General features: G+C 64.5%; 18 protein-coding genes. 10 read left to right on the plus strand and 8 right to left on the minus strand.

Features of this window, described 5'->3' with window-relative positions; all coding sequences use genetic code 11:
* Positions 1-186 precede the first annotated feature (186 nt).
* The 10 genes from U5A58_RS29215 (at position 187) to U5A58_RS29260 (ending at position 7,980) form a co-directional block, all read left to right on the plus strand.
* Positions 187-1,095, plus strand: coding sequence for a LysR family transcriptional regulator (locus U5A58_RS29215; protein ID WP_321964005.1), 909 nt, complete (start codon positions 187-189; stop codon positions 1,093-1,095).
* A 125-nt stretch (positions 1,096-1,220) separates the two neighbouring features.
* Positions 1,221-2,015 carry an RNA polymerase sigma factor gene (locus U5A58_RS29220; RefSeq protein ID WP_321964006.1) on the plus strand — a complete coding sequence of 265 codons (795 nt, stop codon included), beginning with the start codon at positions 1,221-1,223 and terminating at the stop codon, positions 2,013-2,015.
* Positions 2,005-2,925, plus strand: a complete 921-nt coding sequence (locus tag U5A58_RS29225) for an anti-sigma factor family protein (protein ID WP_321964007.1) — start codon at positions 2,005-2,007, stop codon at positions 2,923-2,925. The genes U5A58_RS29220 and U5A58_RS29225 overlap by 11 nt, the downstream gene beginning before the upstream one ends.
* A gap of 206 nt (positions 2,926-3,131) precedes the next feature.
* Positions 3,132-3,503 carry a 30S ribosomal protein S6 gene (gene rpsF / locus U5A58_RS29230; protein WP_027818337.1) on the plus strand — a complete coding sequence of 124 codons (372 nt, stop codon included), beginning with the start codon at positions 3,132-3,134 and terminating at the stop codon, positions 3,501-3,503.
* Positions 3,504-3,549: 46 nt separating this feature from the next.
* On the plus strand, positions 3,550-3,849 hold the full coding sequence (gene priB / locus U5A58_RS29235) for a primosomal replication protein N (protein WP_028204898.1): 300 nt from the start codon (positions 3,550-3,552) through the stop codon (positions 3,847-3,849).
* Between the two features lie 2 nt (positions 3,850-3,851).
* A complete protein-coding gene (rpsR, locus tag U5A58_RS29240; protein WP_027797225.1) occupies positions 3,852-4,127 on the plus strand; it encodes a 30S ribosomal protein S18 in 276 nt (91 codons plus the stop codon).
* Between the two features lie 27 nt (positions 4,128-4,154).
* Positions 4,155-4,607 carry a 50S ribosomal protein L9 gene (rplI, locus tag U5A58_RS29245; protein ID WP_321914306.1) on the plus strand — a complete coding sequence of 151 codons (453 nt, stop codon included), beginning with the start codon at positions 4,155-4,157 and terminating at the stop codon, positions 4,605-4,607.
* Between the two features lie 158 nt (positions 4,608-4,765).
* Entirely contained in the window at positions 4,766-6,148 is a 1,383-nt protein-coding gene (locus U5A58_RS29250; protein ID WP_158757915.1) for a replicative DNA helicase, read from the plus strand.
* 184 nt (positions 6,149-6,332) lie between these two features.
* Positions 6,333-6,959 carry a DUF47 domain-containing protein gene (locus U5A58_RS29255; RefSeq protein ID WP_321914307.1) on the plus strand — a complete coding sequence of 209 codons (627 nt, stop codon included), beginning with the start codon at positions 6,333-6,335 and terminating at the stop codon, positions 6,957-6,959.
* A gap of 10 nt (positions 6,960-6,969) precedes the next feature.
* Positions 6,970-7,980 carry an inorganic phosphate transporter gene (locus U5A58_RS29260; RefSeq protein ID WP_321914308.1) on the plus strand — a complete coding sequence of 337 codons (1,011 nt, stop codon included), beginning with the start codon at positions 6,970-6,972 and terminating at the stop codon, positions 7,978-7,980.
* A 64-nt stretch (positions 7,981-8,044) separates the two neighbouring features.
* Here the strand turns inward: U5A58_RS29260 and U5A58_RS29265 are convergent, their stop codons facing one another.
* From U5A58_RS29265 to U5A58_RS29300, 8 genes are all read right to left on the minus strand, one after another.
* Complete coding sequence (locus U5A58_RS29265; protein WP_321964008.1) at positions 8,045-8,851, minus strand: SDR family oxidoreductase; 807 nt, start codon at positions 8,849-8,851, stop codon at positions 8,045-8,047.
* Positions 8,852-8,986: 135 nt separating this feature from the next.
* Complete coding sequence (locus U5A58_RS29270; protein WP_321964009.1) at positions 8,987-10,087, minus strand: C40 family peptidase; 1,101 nt, start codon at positions 10,085-10,087, stop codon at positions 8,987-8,989.
* 234 nt (positions 10,088-10,321) lie between these two features.
* A complete protein-coding gene (locus U5A58_RS29275) occupies positions 10,322-12,160 on the minus strand; it encodes a PhoH family protein (RefSeq protein WP_321936716.1) in 1,839 nt (612 codons plus the stop codon).
* A 399-nt stretch (positions 12,161-12,559) separates the two neighbouring features.
* Complete coding sequence (locus U5A58_RS29280) at positions 12,560-13,021, minus strand: peroxiredoxin (RefSeq protein WP_233883785.1); 462 nt, start codon at positions 13,019-13,021, stop codon at positions 12,560-12,562.
* Between the two features lie 162 nt (positions 13,022-13,183).
* Positions 13,184-14,080, minus strand: a complete 897-nt coding sequence (locus U5A58_RS29285) for a polysaccharide deacetylase family protein (protein ID WP_321936715.1) — start codon at positions 14,078-14,080, stop codon at positions 13,184-13,186.
* A gap of 24 nt (positions 14,081-14,104) precedes the next feature.
* Positions 14,105-15,154, minus strand: coding sequence for a bifunctional UDP-4-keto-pentose/UDP-xylose synthase (locus tag U5A58_RS29290; RefSeq protein WP_133184282.1), 1,050 nt, complete (start codon positions 15,152-15,154; stop codon positions 14,105-14,107).
* Entirely contained in the window at positions 15,151-16,107 is a 957-nt protein-coding gene (locus tag U5A58_RS29295) for a formyltransferase (RefSeq protein WP_321914313.1), read from the minus strand. Before U5A58_RS29295 ends, U5A58_RS29290 begins: the two co-directional genes overlap by 4 nt.
* Complete coding sequence (locus U5A58_RS29300; protein WP_321964010.1) at positions 16,104-17,195, minus strand: glycosyltransferase; 1,092 nt, start codon at positions 17,193-17,195, stop codon at positions 16,104-16,106. The genes U5A58_RS29295 and U5A58_RS29300 overlap by 4 nt, the downstream gene beginning before the upstream one ends.
* Between the last annotated feature and the right edge of the window lie 182 nt (positions 17,196-17,377).

Raw genomic sequence — 17,377 nt, forward strand, 5'->3', positions numbered from 1 at the left:
CTTTAGAGGCGCAGGAAAGGTTTGATAAGATCAGTCCAGGTCGTTTATTCCGAAACAAAAAGTATGGAATGCCGGTGGGGCGCGGCTTCCGGTGCGGGGCAAGGGTCGCGCCGGCGCCTGCGGCGCGCGGCATGGGGCTGGAGTAAGTGCTGAAGCACTAACTCCAGCCGACACAGGAGACACGCAATGGACCGCTTCAAACAGATCGAAACCTTTGTGCGCGTCGCGGACGCGGGCAGCCTCGCCGCCGCGGCGCTCGAGGAAGGCGTCTCGCCGGTGATCCTCGGGCGGCGGATCGACGCGCTGGAAAAGCGCCTGGGCGTGAAGCTCATCTACCGTTCGACGCGGCGGCTCGTGGTGAGCGAGGAGGGCGGGGCTTTTCTCGAGCGCTGCCGCGGCCTGCTCGCCGACTGGGATCAGGCCGAAAACGAGCTGTCTGTCGGGCGCCAGGTGGTGAGCGGCCATCTGATCGTCTCGGCGCCGGCCGCGTTCGGGCGCAAGCACGTTGCGCCGCTCGCGCCCGAGTTTCTCGCCGACAAGCCCGAACTCCAGGTTTCGTTCAATCTCACCGACCGCGTGGTCGATCTGGTACGCGAGGGCTATGACCTGTCGATCCGCATCGGCGGTGCGGTGGATCCGAATTTCGTTGCCGTGAAGCTCGCCTCGAACCGGCGCGTGGTGTGCGGCACGCCTGAATATTTCCGCAAGCACGGGCGCCCGCAAACGCTCGAAGACCTGCCGAACCACAATTGCCTCGCGTTCAACCTGCAGGGCGGCCAGAACCGCGGCTGGTACTTCAGCCGCGGCGGCAAGCTCGTGACCGTGCGCGTGGGCGGTACGCTCGACTGCAACGACGGCGAACTGCTGCACCGCTGGGTGACCGAGAGTCTCGGACTCGGCTGGCGCTCGACCTGGGAGATCGACGCTCAGCTCGCGCGCGGCGAACTTGAAACCGTGCTCGACGAGTATGCGCTGCCGGAGTACGACATCCTCGCGGTGTATCCGCAGCAGCGTTATGTGCCGGCGCGCGTGCGCTATTTCATCGACTACCTTAAGGAGGTCTACGCGCGGCCGGGCTATTGGACCGGCGCGTGACGCGTTTCAAATTTTTTTTCGTTTTCGTGCACAGCGCGCGGGAATAAACTGGCCCGAGCTTCGGTAATGCGTGTATAGCGGCCACGGTCGCGCAAGCAAGCCAGACGAAGACGCGAGGGGACGACGTGGGCGAATCCGCGTACGAGCAGGATGAGGCCGGACGCAGCCGCCGCTTTCAGGCGCTGGCGCTGCCGCATCTCGATGCGGCCTACAACCTCGCGCGCTGGCTTTCGCGCAATCCGGGCGACGCGGAAGATATCGTCCAGGAGGCGTTCCTGCGGGCGTTTCGCTTCTTCGACACGTTTCGCGGCGACGAGGCCCGCCCGTGGCTGCTGGCGATCGTGCGGCGCGTCTGGTACGACGAATGGCGGCGGCGCGCGGGCGCGGAAGAGGTGGCGCCATTCGACGAGTTGCGCGACGACGCGCCGCTCGAAGGCTGGGAAACGGGCGGAGTCGATCCGGAGACGCTTGCGATCCGCGCCGAAGACGCACGCCACGTGCAGGACGCGCTAAGGCGCCTGCCGGTCGAGTATCGGGAAGTGCTGGTGCTGCGCGAGCTGGAGGAACTGGGCTACCGCGAAATCGCGGCCATTGCCGACTTGCCGGTTGGCACGGTGATGTCGCGGCTCGCACGCGGCCGAAGGCGTCTGGCGACGCTGCTGGCGGCGTACCACAGCGGCGAGAGCGGTAAAGCTTCGGCCAGCACGGCAGGCGATGAGTCTGCAAGTGATTCGGTTGTCCGCGCCCACGGCTGCGCGGACGACAGAGCAGGTGTCGGGGGAAGCAGTCAAGCCAGGAGACCATCCGGCCGGGGGAGCGGCGGTCGGTTCCGCGAGGAGCCGGCCGCCGACGGCGGAGCGTCGTTGCATTCTCGCTCCCGCACTGACGGCCGAACGACGGAGGCGCCAGATGAACTGTAACGAAGCGCGCCCGCTGGTCGACGCGAGCGTCGATCGCGAACTCTCCGCCGCCGACGAATGGCGTGTGCGCGAGCATCTCGCAGGTTGCGAGCAGTGCCGCCGCGTCGCCGACGATGCTCAGGCCATCTCTCAGATGATTCGCTCGGCACCCTACCACCGTGCGCCGGCTGGACTGGCTGCGCGCATCGTCGCGGCATTGCCGTCAACCGAAGTGGCGTCTCCAAAGGCAACGCCATCGCCAGCTCCCGTGCGCGACTCAGGCGGCTGGCGCGCCTGGCTGCGCAACTGGTGGCCTGGCAGCGGCGCAGCGGCGCAGGGCGGAGGCGGTGGTTGGAGCGCTCCGGCCGCGGGCGCCGGTCCGCGCGCGGCCACGCTTGCGTGGTTCGGCTGCGCCGTGCTGATCCTGTGTGCGCTGGCGGTGATCGGCTCGTTGCAGCTGCGCCGCCCAGCCGCGGAGACAGCTTTCATCGACGATCTCGTATCGAGCCACGTGCGCGCCCAGATCTCGGGCCGCGACATCGACGTGATCTCGACGGACCGCCACACCGTGAAGCCATGGTTCAACGGCCGTATCGACTACGCGCCGCCCGTCTTCGATCTGGCGCAGCAGGGTTTTGCGCTGGCGGGCGGGCGCCTCGATTATGTGGGGCGCGAACGTGTTGCCGTGCTCGTCTATCACTATCGCAAGCACGTGATCGACGTCTATGTGTTCCCGCCCGGCGCGAGCGGGCCAGCCGTCTCGGGCGCCGCGCCGAGCGGTTCGAGCGAAGGCTACGCGCTCCTGCGCTGGGAGGCGGCGGGCATGACCTGGTGGGCCGTGACGGACGCCGGCTCGGACGCGCTCGACGGCCTGCGCGCGGCGCTTGACGCCCGTCTCGCGGGCGGCGCGAGCGAGGCGGCCGGCAGCTAGGTTTTCGTCTCGCAAGAACGCGGTGGAGCCTCTTCAAGACGCGCCCCACCGCGCAAGTCATTGAAAACACGCCCGATTCACCGCCCAGACCCACGATCTGCCTTGCGCGGCCAACCCATTCGCGCTACAATCTTCGGCTTCTCACTTGCCGCACCGGTTCCGACGCCCGGGTGGCTTATATCCACAAGTCAGCACAAGGAGTGAACATGCGTCATTACGAAATCGTCTTCATCGTGCATCCCGATCAGAGCGAGCAAGTGCCCGCCATGATCGAGCGCTACAAGAGCACGATCACCTCGCACGGTGGCCAGATCCACCGCATCGAAGACTGGGGCCGTCGTCAACTGGCCTACATGATCGAGAAACTCGCGAAGGCTCACTACGTCTGCATGAACATCGAATGCGACCAGACCACGCTCGACGAACTGGAACACGCGTTCAAGTTCAACGACGCTGTTCTGCGTCACCTCATCGTCAAGATGAAGAAGGCCGAAACCGGCCCGTCGCCGATGATGAAGGAAGTGCAGCGCGAAGAAGCCAAGAAGGCGGCTGCCCAGCCGACCGAAGCGCAGGCTTAAGTACACAAGCCATCAGGATTCAAGCTCATTTGCCTGAACTAGCCCCGTGAACAGGCTGCAGCTTACGGCCAGCGTCGTCGAGCGCGAACCGGTGCGGTACACCCCCGCCGGCGTTCCGATTGCAAGCGTGACGTTGCAGCATCGCACGGAGGTCGTCGAAGCCGGCATTCCCCGCTTCGTCGAACTCACGATGCCCGCGGTGGCGGCCGGCAAGGCCTGCGGTCTCGTAGAAAGCTGTGAGATGGGCGTGGAAGCGCTCTTCACCGGTTTTCTGGCGAAAAAGCACCGCAATGCGCGAACCCTGGTGTTTCACATCACCGAAATGCAAGGCACAGGAAAGGACTAATCATGCCCCGCCCGACTGGTAAGAAATTCGACAAGCGTCGTCAGCAACAAAACCCGCTCTTCAAGCGTAAGAAGTTCTGCCGCTTCACGGCTGCAAACGTCGAACAGATCGACTACAAGGACCTCGATACGCTGAAGGACTTCATCGGCGAAAACGGCAAGATCACGCCGGCTCGTCTGACGGGTACGAAGGCCCACTATCAGCGTCAGCTGGACACGGCTATCAAGCGCGCGCGTTTCCTCGCGCTGATGCCGTACACCGACCAGCACAAGGCCTAATAAGACGACGCGATAAGGAGCAATAGAATGCAGATCATTCTTCTGGAAAAAGTCGTCAACCTGGGTAACCTCGGCGACATCGTGAAGGTTAAGGACGGTTACGCACGTAACTTCCTGATCCCGAACAAGAAGGCACGCCGCGCAACGAAGGACGCAATCGCTGAATTCGAAGTTCGCCGCGCTGAACTCGAAAAGGCCGCCGCTGAAAAGCTGGCAGCTGCGCAAGCTGAAGGCGAAAAGCTGAACGGTCTGACCGTTCAGATCGGCCAGAAGGCTGGCGTGGACGGCCGTCTGTTCGGTTCGGTCACGAACGCGGACATCGCCGTTGCACTCACGAAGCAAGGCTTCGCAGTGGAAAAGGCGCAAGTGCGTCTGCCGGAAGGCCCGCTGAAGATGGTGGGCGACCACCCGGTGCAGGTTGCGCTGCACACCGACGTCCTCGTCGACGTCACGGTGTCGGTGCTGGGCGAGCACGCCTAAGTACCCACGTGCGGCCCTTGCGGGCCGCGCGGTTTGACGCAAGATCAGGAAGGGCAGGAGCCGCAGGGCTTCTGCCTTTTTTGTTGTGCGCTGTCTGGACGCTCGTTGCGAGTTTTGACGCTTGTTCGAGGCACCCCCTTGTCCGATAATTGCCCTCCATGAACGCTCCGAAAGATCCCCAACTCGACTCGCTGAAGGTCCCGCCGCATTCGATCGAAGCCGAGCAATCGGTGCTCGGCGGCCTGCTGCTGGATAACGCCGCGTGGGACCGGATTGCCGACTTCCTCTCGCAAAGTGACTTCTACCGCTACGATCACCGCATCATTTTCGAACACATTGGCCGGCTGATCGCGGCCACGCGCCCGGCCGACGTGGTGACGGTGTACGAAGCGCTCGGCACCTCGGGCAAAGCCGATGACGTGGGCGGCCTCGCGTACCTGAACGCACTCGCGCAGAACACGCCGAGCGCCGCGAACATTCGCCGCTACGCGGAAATCGTGCGAGACCGGGCAGTGCTGCGCCGCCTCGTTTCCGTTGCCGACGAAATTTCCGCCGACGCCTTCAACCCGCAGGGCAAGGAAGTGCGCCAGCTGCTCGACGAGGCCGAGTCGAAGGTCTTCTCGATCGCCGAAGACGGCGCGCGCGGTACCCAGGGCTTCCTTGAGATCGGGCCGCTGCTCACGCAGGTCGTGGAGCGTATCGACACGCTCTATCACACGGCCAACCCGAGCGACGTGACGGGTACGCCCACGGGCTTCATGGACCTCGACCGCATGACGTCGGGCATGCACGGCGGCGAGCTGATCATCGTGGCAGGGCGCCCGTCGATGGGTAAGACCGCGTTCTCGATGAACATCGGCGAATACGTGGCCGTGGAGTACGGGCTGCCGGTGGCGGTGTTCTCGATGGAAATGCCGGGCACGCAGCTGATCATGCGTATGCTCGGTTCGGTCGGGCGTCTGGACCAGCACCGGATGCGTACGGGCCGGCTGACCGACGAGGACTGGCCGAAGCTCACGCACGCCGTGCAGAAAATGAGCGAGGCGCAGATCTTCATCGACGAAACGGGCGGCCTGAACCCGATGGAATTGCGCTCGCGCGCGCGGCGTCTGTCGCGCCAGTGCGGCAAGCTCGGGCTGATCATCATTGACTACTTGCAGCTCATGAGCGGCTCGTCGTCGGGCGAAAACCGGGCGACCGAAATTTCGGAAATCTCGCGCTCGCTCAAGAGCCTCGCAAAGGAACTGGACGTACCCGTGATCGCGCTGTCGCAGCTGAACCGCGGTCTGGAGCAGCGTCCGAACAAGCGGCCGGTGATGTCGGACCTGCGCGAATCGGGCGCTATCGAACAGGACGCGGACGTGATTCTGTTCATCTATCGCGACGAAGTCTACAACCCGGACAGCCCCGACAAGGGCACCGCCGAAATCATCATCGGCAAGCAGCGTAACGGTCCGATCGGGCCCGTTCGCCTCACGTTCCACGGTCAATACACGAAGTTCGACAATTTTGCCGGGGCGCAGACCTTCTACGGCGAATAACCCCATTCCTTGCGCGGCTTGCGCCAAAGTGGCGCAAATGCCGCGGTGGCGTTAGCCGATCCATGCGGCGGCACTCTCCTGACGATACAATATTGCCGTTTTATGACGGTTGGCTTTGTCGCTTATTTTGCCGCCTAATTTGCCGCTTACTGACGGCAATCCGTGACCAATTTCCGGGATACCAATGTTCGGTCGATTCATGCCCACCGAGGGCAAGTTCTTCGAAATTTTCAACGCGCATGCGAAATGCATCGTTTCCGCGAGCCGCGAACTCGAACTTCTGATCGATAACCTCGCCGACGCCGAGGTCCACAAGCAGAACGTGCAGTCCGCCGAGAAGGCCGCCGACAAGCTCACGCACGAGGCGATCGACCTGCTGCACAAGACCTTCATCACGCCGCTCGACCGCGACGAGATCCATAAGCTGATCACGACGATGGACGATTGCCTCGACCTCATGGAGGACGTCGCCACGGCCATTTCGCTGTACGACGTGCAAGCCGTGACGGCCGAGGCGAGCCAGCTGGCGCATGTGGTGACGGCCACGGCCGAGCGGGTGCAACTGGCGGTGGGGCTCCTCTCCGACATGAAGCAGGCGCGCGAAATCCTCAAGGCCTGCGAGGACATCGATCGCCTCGAATCCGACGCCGACCGCCTGCTGCGCTCCGCCATCTCGAAGCTGTTCCGCGAGGAAGACAACGTCAAGACGCTGATCAAGCTGAAGGCCATCTACGAATTGCTCGAAGCGATCACGGACAAGTGCGAGGATGTCGCGAACATCATCGAAGGCATCGTGCTAGAGAACGCCTGAGCGGACTGCGATGCAATCGATACAACTCGCCCTCTGGGCGGTCGCGACACTGGTCGCCATCGCTCTCATCTTCGACTTCATGAACGGCTTTCACGACGCGGCGAATTCCATCGCCACGGTCGTGTCCACCGGCGTTCTGAAGCCGCAGCAGGCGGTGGCGTTTGCCGCCATGTTCAACGTGATCGCCTATTTCGTGTTCCACCTGAAGGTGGCGCAGACGGTCGGCAAAGGCACGATCGACCCCGATATCGTCGACCACTACGTGGTGTTCGGCGCACTGATGGGCGCGATCGGCTGGAACGTGCTCACGTGGTATTACGGCATTCCGTCTAGCTCTTCGCACGCGCTGATCGGCGGTCTCGTGGGCGCGGCACTCGCGAAGTCGGGCTGGGCCTCGCTCAATTTCGACGGCCTCATGAAGACGGTGGCGTTCATCTTCATCTCGCCGCTGCTCGGTTTCATCCTGGGATCGTTCTTCATGCTCACGGTGTCGTGGCTGTACTTCCGCACACCGCCAAGCAAGGTCGACCGGCGCTTCAGGCGGCTGCAACTCGTTTCCGCTGGCCTTTATAGCCTCGGCCACGGCGGCAACGACGCGCAGAAGACCATCGGCATCATCTGGATGCTGCTGATCGCAACGGGCTACTCGGCAATCGGCTCCGACGCGCCGCCCATCTGGGTGATTGGCGGCTGCTATCTGTCGATGGGTCTCGGCACGCTGTTTGGCGGCTGGCGCATCGTGCGCACCATGGGCCAGAAGATCACCAAGCTCAAGCCGGTGGGCGGTTTTTGCGCGGAGGCGGGCGGGGCGCTCACGCTCTTCACGGCTTCGTGGATGGGTATTCCCGTTTCGACCACGCACACGATCACGGGCGCGATTGTCGGCGTTGGCGCGACACAGAAGCTCAGTGCGGTGCGCTGGGGCGTGGCGGGCAACATCGTCTGGGCCTGGGTGCTGACCATACCGGCGTCGGCCACGTTGGCCGCGGCGGCCTGGTGGCTCGGTCACCGCTTCATGTAATACCTGCGGCGCCTTCGGGCGCCGCAGTGCTTTTGGGGCCCTCGCGGGCGTGCTGGCGGGCGCTTCAGATCAGGGGCGTGCTGGCCCCATCCATCGGAATGAGCGCGCCCGTGACGTAGCTCGCGCGCCGGCTCGCGAGGAAAAGCGCGACGTCGGCGATTTCCTCCGGCTTCGCATAGCGCCCGAGCGGCACCTTCGATTCGCCGCTCGCCAACGCCTCGTCGGCGCCGACGCCCGTCCGTTGAGCCTCCAGCTGAACGGCCTCCTGCAACCGTTCCGTGAGCGTGGCGCCCGGGTTGATCGCGTTGATGCGGATGCCGTAGCGCGCGTGATAGTGCGCGAGGCCCACGGTGGCGAGCATCAATGCTGCGTTGGCCGCGCCTCCCGCAATATGGATATCGCTCGCGAACTTCCCGCCCATGCCGATGATATTGACGATGGCGCCGGGCTCCGTGCTCTCGCCTGACTTGATCCGTTGCACCATGCGGCGCAGCACTTCCTGCTGCGGGTAGATGTACGGGAAATATTTCGCCTCCATCGTCGCCTTGAACGCGTCCGCATCGAGCGTTTCCGGGTCGTAGCGGCGTGCCGCGCCCGCGCTGTTGATGAGGATATCGATGGGGCCGACCGCCGTGGAGACTTCTTCGACCACGTCCGCGGCGCTATGGGCTTCGTGCAGGTCGGCGCGGGTGAGGTGCACGTGCAGGCCCTCGCTCGCCAATTGTTCGCGCGCGCGCGCGAGATTGGCGGGGTCGCGCGAGACGATCGCCACGCGGGCGCCTTCCTGCGCAAAGGCGCGCGCGCAGGCAAGGCCAATGCCCTTGCTGCCGCCCGTTACGAGTACCACCTTCTTGCTGAGTCCAAGATCCATCGTCGCCTCGCTGCGCGAAAGTATGAAAAACGGTCCCGAAACGATAGCAGAGGCGCGGGGCGCCGCAAACCGCTGGAAGCATGAGTTGCCGTCCGGCCAGGGGCAAGGTGCCCGTCAGCGCCGGGGGTGGCAGCTTCAGTCGCCGCTGTTGGCAAAGCGCGCGATGGGATCGTCGCTGGACTGGGTCGGGGCGGGCGAGACTGAACCGGCTGTCGAGGCGCGCATGATCTGCACGCTGCCGGCGGACGGAGCCGCCGCCTGGATCGGCGTCGAGCCCACCTGGCCGGCCTGGCGCGCCGCCGCGTTGGCGGTGGGCGGCGGGGGCTCGAAGGCGTCGGCGGCGGCGTCGATGGCGTCGCGCGGTGCGCTGCTGGCGTAGCCGGACGCAGTTGCGGGAGCAAGCGTGCCCGCGTCGCGTGCCTGCGTTTGCGCCGCGCCGAGCGAAGCGGGTGGCGGCTCGAACGCGTCGGCGGAGGCGGTCGTCGCTGTCGAGGCCGTCGGTGGCGTTGCCTGAGTTGCCACATAGGCCGAAGCCGGCGCAGCGACAATGCGATTCTGGCTCGCAGCGACCGCACGCGGCGCGGGCTGTGCACCCGCGGCAGGCGCGACGCTCGCCATGGCGGCGGCTGGTGGTGCGACGTTCACGCCGGGCGAACGTTCAGTCGGCGCAGAGGCTTCCCACGTCGGGGTCTCGAAAGGCGTGCGCCGCGCCGGCGCCATGCGGCGGATCCCGTCGAAGCGTTTCGCCCAGTAGGGGTTGGTCAGATAGTCGAGCCGCACTGTGCCGCCCGTCGAAGGCGCATTCACGAAGCGCAGATTGCCCACGTAGATCCCGACGTGCGAATGCGGTCGTCCTGTCGTATTGAAGAAGACGAGATCACCGGCTGCGATCTCATCGGGTTCGATGGTTTCGCCGCGCGTGCTCATTTCCGCGGTGGTGCGCGGCAAGTCGACCGAGGCCGAGCGGGCCAGCACGTATTTCACGAGACCGCTGCAATCGAAGCCGCTATCGGGCGTATTGCCGCCCCAGCGATACGGAATGCCGACGAGCCCCATCGCCTGGATCGAGATTTCCTCGCGGCCCACGCTGTGATCGACGAAATTGGGAAATCCCGGTGGCCGGGTTCGCCACGCGTTTTCGCTGGAAGACGAACCGCTGCGCGATACCTTTTGCGGCGCGCTGGAGCACGCGGCAAGCAGGACTGCGATCAGAAGCGGAAGCCAGAGTCGACGCATGAAACGAACACGGCGCGCGCGACGCGTGCGCCTTTGGGAAAACGGATCATGGGCGGATGGTAGCCCGCCCGTCAGGGCTTTCGCAAGGATTCTTCACAACTTACTTGAAGTTCGGGCGCCAACTGTTGCGCCTGGGGGACGCGTGGCCAATAAAAAAGGACCGTATCTGGTTCCCCGGATACGGTCCTTGCCCAATGCGTGGGAGCCCCTGAAAAGCGGCGCCCAGCGAATGGATTACAGGATATCGGACGCGTAATCGGCCAGCCGCGAGCGTTCGCCGCGGGCGAGCGTCACGTGGCCGCTGTGCGCCCAGCCCTTGAAGCGGTCCACCACGTAGGTGAGGCCCGAACTCCCTTCGGTGAGATAAGGCGTATCGATCTGCGCGATGTTGCCCAGACACACGATCTTCGTGCCCGGACCCGCACGCGTGACGAGCGTCTTCATCTGCTTGGGCGTAAGGTTCTGCGCCTCGTCGATGATCAGATACTTGTCGACGAACGTGCGGCCGCGCATGAAGTTCATGCTCTTCACTTTCAGGCGCGAGCGGATCAGTTCCTGAGTCGCAGCGCGCCCCCATTCGCCGGCGGCGTCATCGGTTTTCTGGAGGACTTCGAGGTTGTCGTCGAAGGCGCCCATCCACGGCTGCATCTTTTCCTCTTCCGTGCCCGGCAGGAAGCCGATGTCCTCGCCAACCGGCACCGTCGCGCGCGTGACGATGATCTCGTTGTAGCGCTTTTCGTCGAGCACTTGCGCGAGACCCGCCGCAAGCGCGACGAGCGTCTTGCCCGTGCCGGCCTGGCCGAGCAGCGTGACGAAGTCGATCTCCGGGTTCATCAGCAGGTTCAGCGCGAAGTTCTGCTCGCGGTTGCGCGCCGTGATGCCCCACACGTTGTTCTTGTGGTGGCCGTAGTCGCGCAGCGTTTGCAGGAGCGCCGTCTTGCCGTTGAGCTCGCGCACGATCGCGTGGAACGCCGGTTCGCCGTTCTGCGGCTCGAGATATACGAACTCGTTCACGAGCATCGAGAGGCACTCGGGGCCCGTCACGCGGTAATACGTCGTGCCGGTCTTGGTGTCCTGCCAGGACTCCATGCCCTTCGCGTGCTTCGACCAGAAGTCCTGCTGGAGCGCGCGCACGCCCGAGTAGAGCAGGTCCTTGTCTTCGAGAACCTGGTCGTTGAAGTAGTCTTCCGCGGGCAGCCCGAGCGCATGCGCCTTGATGCGCATGTTGATGTCTTTCGACACCAGCACGACGAGCCGGTCCGGCCGGTCGCGCTGCAGCGCGCGCACCACGCCGAGAATCTGGTTGTCGGCCTTGCCTTGGGGCAGGCCGTCGACCGGATCGATATGCGTGAGCGTAGTCTGGAAGTACAGGCGTCCGAGCGCCTCGCGGCTGCCGAGGCGGCCAAGCGAAATGCCTTCGGAGATCGGGCCCGCGTTGGCAACCAGCTGGTCGAGCGTGCGGCTCACCTGGCGAGCGTTTCGCGCGACTTCCGACATGCCCTTCTTGTGGTTGTCGAGTTCTTCCAACGTCATCATCGGCAGATAGACGTCGTGCTCCTCGAAACGGAACAAGCAGGTCGGGTCGTGCATGAGCACGTTCGTGTCGAGCACGAAGAGCTTCTGGACTTCGGTGCTCTCTTCGGGATGCACGCGTTTTTTCGTGCCGGCGCGCGTGGCAGGCGCAGCGGCGCCGCCGGAGGCTTTCGCCGACGCGGGCTTGCCGCCGCGCCCAACGGGCGTGTCGGCTCCGGTGCGTGCCTCGACAGGCTGCAGCAGCGCGGCCGTCACTTGCTTGCTGTTGTTGCGCTTGCTGCGCGCGGGCGCCGGTGCGACCGGTTCGAGCGCGGCGAGTTCGGCGCTGCCGCTCGGAAGCGGCACCGTGCGCAGCGTGGTCGCGGCGTTGGCGGCCTGCGTCATCGGCTCGGCGACGCTCGCGGGGCCGTATTCGGCAACGTCGGCAGCGTCGTTCTCGCTCGCGGCCTTGCGTGTGCTGCGCGTCGTGCGGGCACGCGTCTTGTATTCATCCGGCGGCAGCAGGTTGCCGAGCTTGCTGGGGGGAGTAGGCAAAGGCATGGTGTCCCTCGAAAAAATCGGGTCGAGTGGTCGCGGGGTTACCCAGTAAGGCGCGCTTTCGGGCGGTGCGTGCGGGTGCCGGGTAGGCGCCCGCCGTTACTGCGCAAGGTGCGCGCTCAGGTCAGAAAATGCCGGTTCGCCTGGTTTTCGATCAGCTCCTTGACGTTTGCGCGCACCGGGTCGCAAAGCCGGCACGAACGGGGAGAAAAGCGGGAGGGAACAGCGTGGAACAAACAAAAAAGCCGCTGCCCCGGATGACGAGGCAAGCGGCTTCACTTCGGTGTTGTCCCGTTGCCTCGGATGCGCATTTCCGGTCATTGCATGACCGGCTGCGAAACCGCCGCAACGCGACGTAAAAAGGGTTGGACAGGCACTCATTGCAGCCCAATATAACGCTCCTCAAAGCGCTTGTACAGCCTCCAGAACTTCCTCGACATGGCCCGGAACCTTGATGCCGCGCCACTCCTGGCGTAGCACGCCGGCAGCGTCGATCAGGAAGGTCGAGCGTTCGATACCTCGTACCTGTTTGCCATACATTTTCTTCAATTTGATGACGTCGAAGAGCGTGCACAGCGCTTCGTCGGCATCCGATACCAAGGTAAACGGCAATTCGAGCTTGGCCTTGAAGTTATCGTGCGAGCGCACGCTGTCGCGCGACACGCCCACGATCTGCGCGCCGGCCTTCTTGAACTTCGGAGAGAGGTCGCGGAACTGCAGGCCCTCCGTCGTGCAGCCCGGCGTGTTGTCTTTCGGATAGAAGTAGAGCACCACCTTGCTGCCCTTCAGGCTCGAAAGCGTGAAGTCGCCGCCGGTGGCGGGGGCGGTAAAGTCGGGAACGGGGTGGTCGACTGCGATGGTCACGTCAGGCACGTGGCTCTCCCTTTGTTATTGGCTGGCGTTGCCGCAGCACTTTGAATCTGGAGGCTGCAGCGCCGTTTCGCCGGGACGGCGTGCCGCCCGCGGCGGGGGGCGTTGCGCGGGCGCGGGTCCGGGCAGGCACCCCGCGGCGCGCGGGCGGCGGATTCAGTCGGGCTGAACGATCAGCTGGCCGGAGCGGCCGGCGATCTCGCCCCAGGTGACAGGGTACGATGGCAGCGAATCCGGGTCCAGCGTCGCATGGTAATCGCCCATCGTGGCAAACGTGTGGCCTTGCGCGCGCCAGCCCGAGAGCAGCTGCTCGAAGATGGGGGCGAGCTTCTGGCCTTCGAGTTCGGCGTGCAGCGTGAAGACCTGGTCGTGCGGGTTGTTTTCGGTGCGCTTGAGCATCCACGCGGCGACCGTGTCGGTATCGACGCCATCGACGCCGAGCACCTCGTCGAGCGTGGGCAGCGTGGTGGGCATTTGCACGTGGTTCAACGTGCGGCCCGCCACTACCGGACGGTAGGGCGAGTGGCCACGCCCGTCCGAGGCGTACTTCATGCCCCACGTGTCGATCTGCTCGAAGGCCGCCTCGTTCATCTGCCAGCCTGCCGCGCCGTGCGTGACGGGCGGCGTGCCGAAGATGCGCGTGAAGCGGTCGTGGCTCTTCTGCATCTGGCGCGCGGTCCATTGCGCGTCACGCGTGCGCACGTTGTCCTGCCAGTACACGTGATCCCACGTGTGGATGCCGCACTCGAAGCCGGCTTCGTGAATCGCGCGCATTTCAGCCGCGGCTTCCACGCCGATGTCGGGGCCCGGCAGCAGCACGCCGTACATCAGCTGCTTCACGCCGTAGTGCTCGACCACCGACGTGCGCGAGACCTTCTTGAGAAAGCCCGGCCGCAGCACGCGGCGCAGCGCCCAGCCCGTGTGATCGGGGCCGAGGCTGAACAGGAACGTGGCGCGCGCCTTGTAGCGATCGAAGATGCGCGCGAGGTTCGGCACGCCTTCGCGCGTGCCGCGCAGCGTGTCGACGTCGATTTTCAGAACGATGCGAGCCAAGAGGCGAGGACCTTTCTCTAACGCTTAGTGTTGTTCGACGAGCGCACGCGCTTCGGCCACATGGCCGCGGTACGCTTCGAAGATCTTGCGCAGCGCTTCGTCGAAGGTCGACTTCGGCGCCCAGCCGAGTTCCTGCTTCGTGTTGTCGATCTTCGGCACGCGGTTCTGCACGTCCTGGTAGCCGGCGCCGTAGTACGCGCCCGACGACGTTTCGACGAGCTGCACCTTCTTGGCCGTTTCGGCGTACTCCGGGAATTCGGCGGCGAGCGCGAGCATCTTGTGCGCGAGTTCGCGCACCGAGAAGTTGTTGGTCGGGTTGCCGATGTTGTAGATCTTGCCCGTGGCGACGCCGTCCTTGTTCTCGATGATCTTCATTAGCGCTTCGATGCCGTCGTCGATGTCGGTGAACGCACGCTTTTGCGCGCCGCCATCCACGAGGCTGATGTTCTCGCCGCGCACGATATGGCCGAGGAACTGCGTCACGACGCGCGACGAACCTTCCTTCGGCGTGTAGATCGAGTCGAGGCCCGGGCCGATCCAGTTGAACGGACGGAACAGCGTGAAGTTCAGGCCTTCCATGCCGTAGCCCCAGATCACGCGGTCCATGAGCTGCTTCGAGCACGCGTAGATCCAGCGCGGCTTGTTGATCGGGCCGTAGGTCAGCGCCGAGGCGTCCGGATCGAACTGCTCGTCCGAGCACATGCCGTAGACCTCGGAGGTCGACGGGAAAACGAGGTGCTTGCGGTACTTCACGGCCGAACGCACGATCGGCAGGTTCGCTTCGAAGTCGAGTTCGAACACGCGCAGCGGCTGCTGCACGTAGGTAGCGGGCGTGGCGATGGCGACGAGCGGCAGGATCACGTCGCACTTCTTGACGTGGTACTCGACCCACTCCTTGTTGATCGTGATGTCGCCTTCGAAGAAGTGCATCCGCTCATGCTTGACGAGGTCGCCGAGGCGATCCGTCTGCATGTCCATGCCGAACACTTCCCAGTTCGTGGATTCGAGGATGCGCTTGGAGAGGTGGTGGCCGATAAAGCCGTTCACACCCAGGATCAGGACTTTTTTGGTCATGGACGGGGGACAGATGAAATGAGTTCGGAGAACGCGGCGGGGCTGATAACGGTTTCTTGGCCGTTATGCGCATGCCGCAGTTCGTGGATCGCGATGGCGCGTGCGTCGCCGCAGACGGCGAAAAGCGCATTATCGCTTACGTGGATGCCCACGGGCAATCCGGCGAGGGGGCGGACCCTTTCGGCTTCTTGCGAGCCGGGGCGCACGAGGCGCGCGCGGGCAATGACAAAACGCTCGTTGCCGATGTCGGTGAACGCGCCGGGATAGGGCGGCGCGACGGCGCGAATGAGGTTGTACACCTGCTGCGCGCTTTGGCCGAAGTCGACGCGGCCGTCTTCCGGCTTGCGCCCACCGTAGTAGCTGCCCTTGGTGAGGTCGTTCGGCAGATGCGGCGCCTCGCCCGCAATCAGCGCGGGCAGCACGCGCCAGAGCGTCTGCTCGGCGGCGACCGTGACCTTGTCGAAGACCTGCGCGGCGGTGTCGTCGGGGAGGATCGGCACCGGCGTTTGCGCGACGATCGCACCCGCGTCGGGCTTCGCGGCCATTTCGTGCAGCGTGGCGCCCGTCTCGGTTTCGCCGTTGAGCACGGCCCAGTTCGTGGGCACGCGGCCACGGTACTTCGGCAGGAGCGAACCGTGCATGTTGTACGCGCCGCGCCCGGCGAGCGCGAGCAGATCTACGGGCAGCATGTGCCGGTAGTAGAACGAGAAGATGAAGTCCGGCCGTGCCGCGGAAACGGCCGCGCGCAGCTCGGCGCTCTTCGGGTCGGCGGGCGTGACGACCTCGATGCCATGCTCCTGCGCCACCGACTTCACGCTGCCGAACCAGATGTTCTCGGTCGGGCTGTCTTCATGCGTGACGACGAGCGCAACGTCGACGCCGCCCGCGAGCAGCACCTGCAGACAGCGCACCCCCACGTTGTGATACGCGAAGACAACGGCACGCGGTTTCATTGGCCGGCTCCTTCATTGGCCGGGTTCGTGGCCGCATTGGCGGGTTGAACCGTCGGCGCCGGTTGCGCGAACGCGGCGGCCTGCACGAAATCCTGGCGCGGCGTATCGACGACGGCGCGGCCATTGCGTTCCTCGAGGATCGTCTGGATCAGGTAACGCGGACGCGCGCGCACCTGTTGGTAGATGCGGCCGATGTACTCGCCCAGCAGACCGAGCGCGAAGATGATCACGCCGAGCAGGAAGAACGTGATGGCGAACAGCGTGAACACGCCTTGCACTTCCGCGCCGATGATGAAGCGGCGAATCAGCAGCAGCACGAAGAGCCCGGCCGAGCCGAGCGACAGGATCACGCCGATGAACGACAGCCACTGCAGCGGCACGACGGAAAAGCCCGTCACGAGGTCGAAATTCAGGCGAATGAGGCTGTAGAGCGAGTACTTCGATTCGCCGGCGAAGCGCTCTTCGTGCGCGACCTCGACCTCGACCGGGTTTTGCGAGAACGTGTAGGCGAGCGCCGGAATGAAGGTGTTGATTTCGCCGCAGCGGTTGATCGTGTCGATGATGCGGCGGTTGTACGCGCGCAGCATGCAGCCCTGGTCGGTCATCTTGATGCGCGTGATGCGCTCGCGCAGACGGTTCATCGCCTGCGAAGCCTTGCGCCGCCAGAGGCTGTCCTGACGCTGCTTGCGGATGGTGCCGACGTAGTCGTAGCCCTCGCGCATCTTCTCGACGAGCTTGCCGATTTCCTCGGGCGGATTTTGCAGGTCGGCGTCGAGCGTGATGACGATTTCGCCGCGCGCCTGCTCGAAGCCCGCGAGAATCGCCATGTGCTGGCCGTAATTGCCGTTGAGCAGGATCGCGCGCGTGGTGTCGGGCCGCGCGCGGAACTGCTCGGCGAGCATCGCGGCCGAGCGGTCGCGGCTGCCGTCGTTGATGAAGATCACTTCGTACGAGGTGCCGAGCTTGTCGAGCGCCGGATACAGGCGCGCGAACAGCGCGGGAAGGCCAGCTTCCTCGTTGTAGACCGGAATGATGACCGAGACTTCCGGCGTGTCCGGGGTCAGGGTGCCTTGTTCCGTTTGACTCATGTGTGCGTCGATTCCGTTATTGGATGCTTCGGTTTACTGCGTGCGCGGATCACGGCGCAAATACTGCGCCGAGTTCCGCGTTTCCCCTGTGTCTTGCCTGCTGAGTATGCCTGTGGACTTCGACTTCTGATTCTGCAAACTACTTTGCAAACTTCGCGCTAATCTCGTTCACCGCCTGGCAC

The sequence above is a fragment of the Paraburkholderia sp. J7 genome (assembly GCF_905220155.1).
GTDB lineage: Bacteria > Pseudomonadota > Gammaproteobacteria > Burkholderiales > Burkholderiaceae > Paraburkholderia.

What these genes read in the sequence shown, in the direction of transcription:
- U5A58_RS29215 (WP_321964005.1), top strand. Translation starts at nt 187, where the DNA reads ATGGACCGCTTCAAACAGATCGAAACCTTTGTGCGCGTCGCGGACGCG.
- U5A58_RS29225 (WP_321964007.1), top strand. Translation starts at nt 2,005, where the DNA reads ATGAACTGTAACGAAGCGCGCCCGCTGGTCGACGCGAGCGTCGATCGC.
- rpsF (WP_027818337.1), top strand. Translation starts at nt 3,132, where the DNA reads ATGCGTCATTACGAAATCGTCTTCATCGTGCATCCCGATCAGAGCGAG.
- rpsR (WP_027797225.1), top strand. Translation starts at nt 3,852, where the DNA reads ATGCCCCGCCCGACTGGTAAGAAATTCGACAAGCGTCGTCAGCAACAA.
- rplI (WP_321914306.1), top strand. Translation starts at nt 4,155, where the DNA reads ATGCAGATCATTCTTCTGGAAAAAGTCGTCAACCTGGGTAACCTCGGC.
- U5A58_RS29250 (WP_158757915.1), top strand. Translation starts at nt 4,766, where the DNA reads ATGAACGCTCCGAAAGATCCCCAACTCGACTCGCTGAAGGTCCCGCCG.
- U5A58_RS29255 (WP_321914307.1), top strand. Translation starts at nt 6,333, where the DNA reads ATGTTCGGTCGATTCATGCCCACCGAGGGCAAGTTCTTCGAAATTTTC.
- U5A58_RS29260 (WP_321914308.1), top strand. Translation starts at nt 6,970, where the DNA reads ATGCAATCGATACAACTCGCCCTCTGGGCGGTCGCGACACTGGTCGCC.
- U5A58_RS29265 (WP_321964008.1), bottom strand. Translation starts at nt 8,851, where the DNA reads ATGGATCTTGGACTCAGCAAGAAGGTGGTACTCGTAACGGGCGGCAGC.
- U5A58_RS29270 (WP_321964009.1), bottom strand. Translation starts at nt 10,087, where the DNA reads ATGCGTCGACTCTGGCTTCCGCTTCTGATCGCAGTCCTGCTTGCCGCG.
- U5A58_RS29275 (WP_321936716.1), bottom strand. Translation starts at nt 12,160, where the DNA reads ATGCCTTTGCCTACTCCCCCCAGCAAGCTCGGCAACCTGCTGCCGCCG.
- U5A58_RS29290 (WP_133184282.1), bottom strand. Translation starts at nt 15,154, where the DNA reads ATGACCAAAAAAGTCCTGATCCTGGGTGTGAACGGCTTTATCGGCCAC.
- U5A58_RS29295 (WP_321914313.1), bottom strand. Translation starts at nt 16,107, where the DNA reads ATGAAACCGCGTGCCGTTGTCTTCGCGTATCACAACGTGGGGGTGCGC.
- U5A58_RS29300 (WP_321964010.1), bottom strand. Translation starts at nt 17,195, where the DNA reads ATGAGTCAAACGGAACAAGGCACCCTGACCCCGGACACGCCGGAAGTC.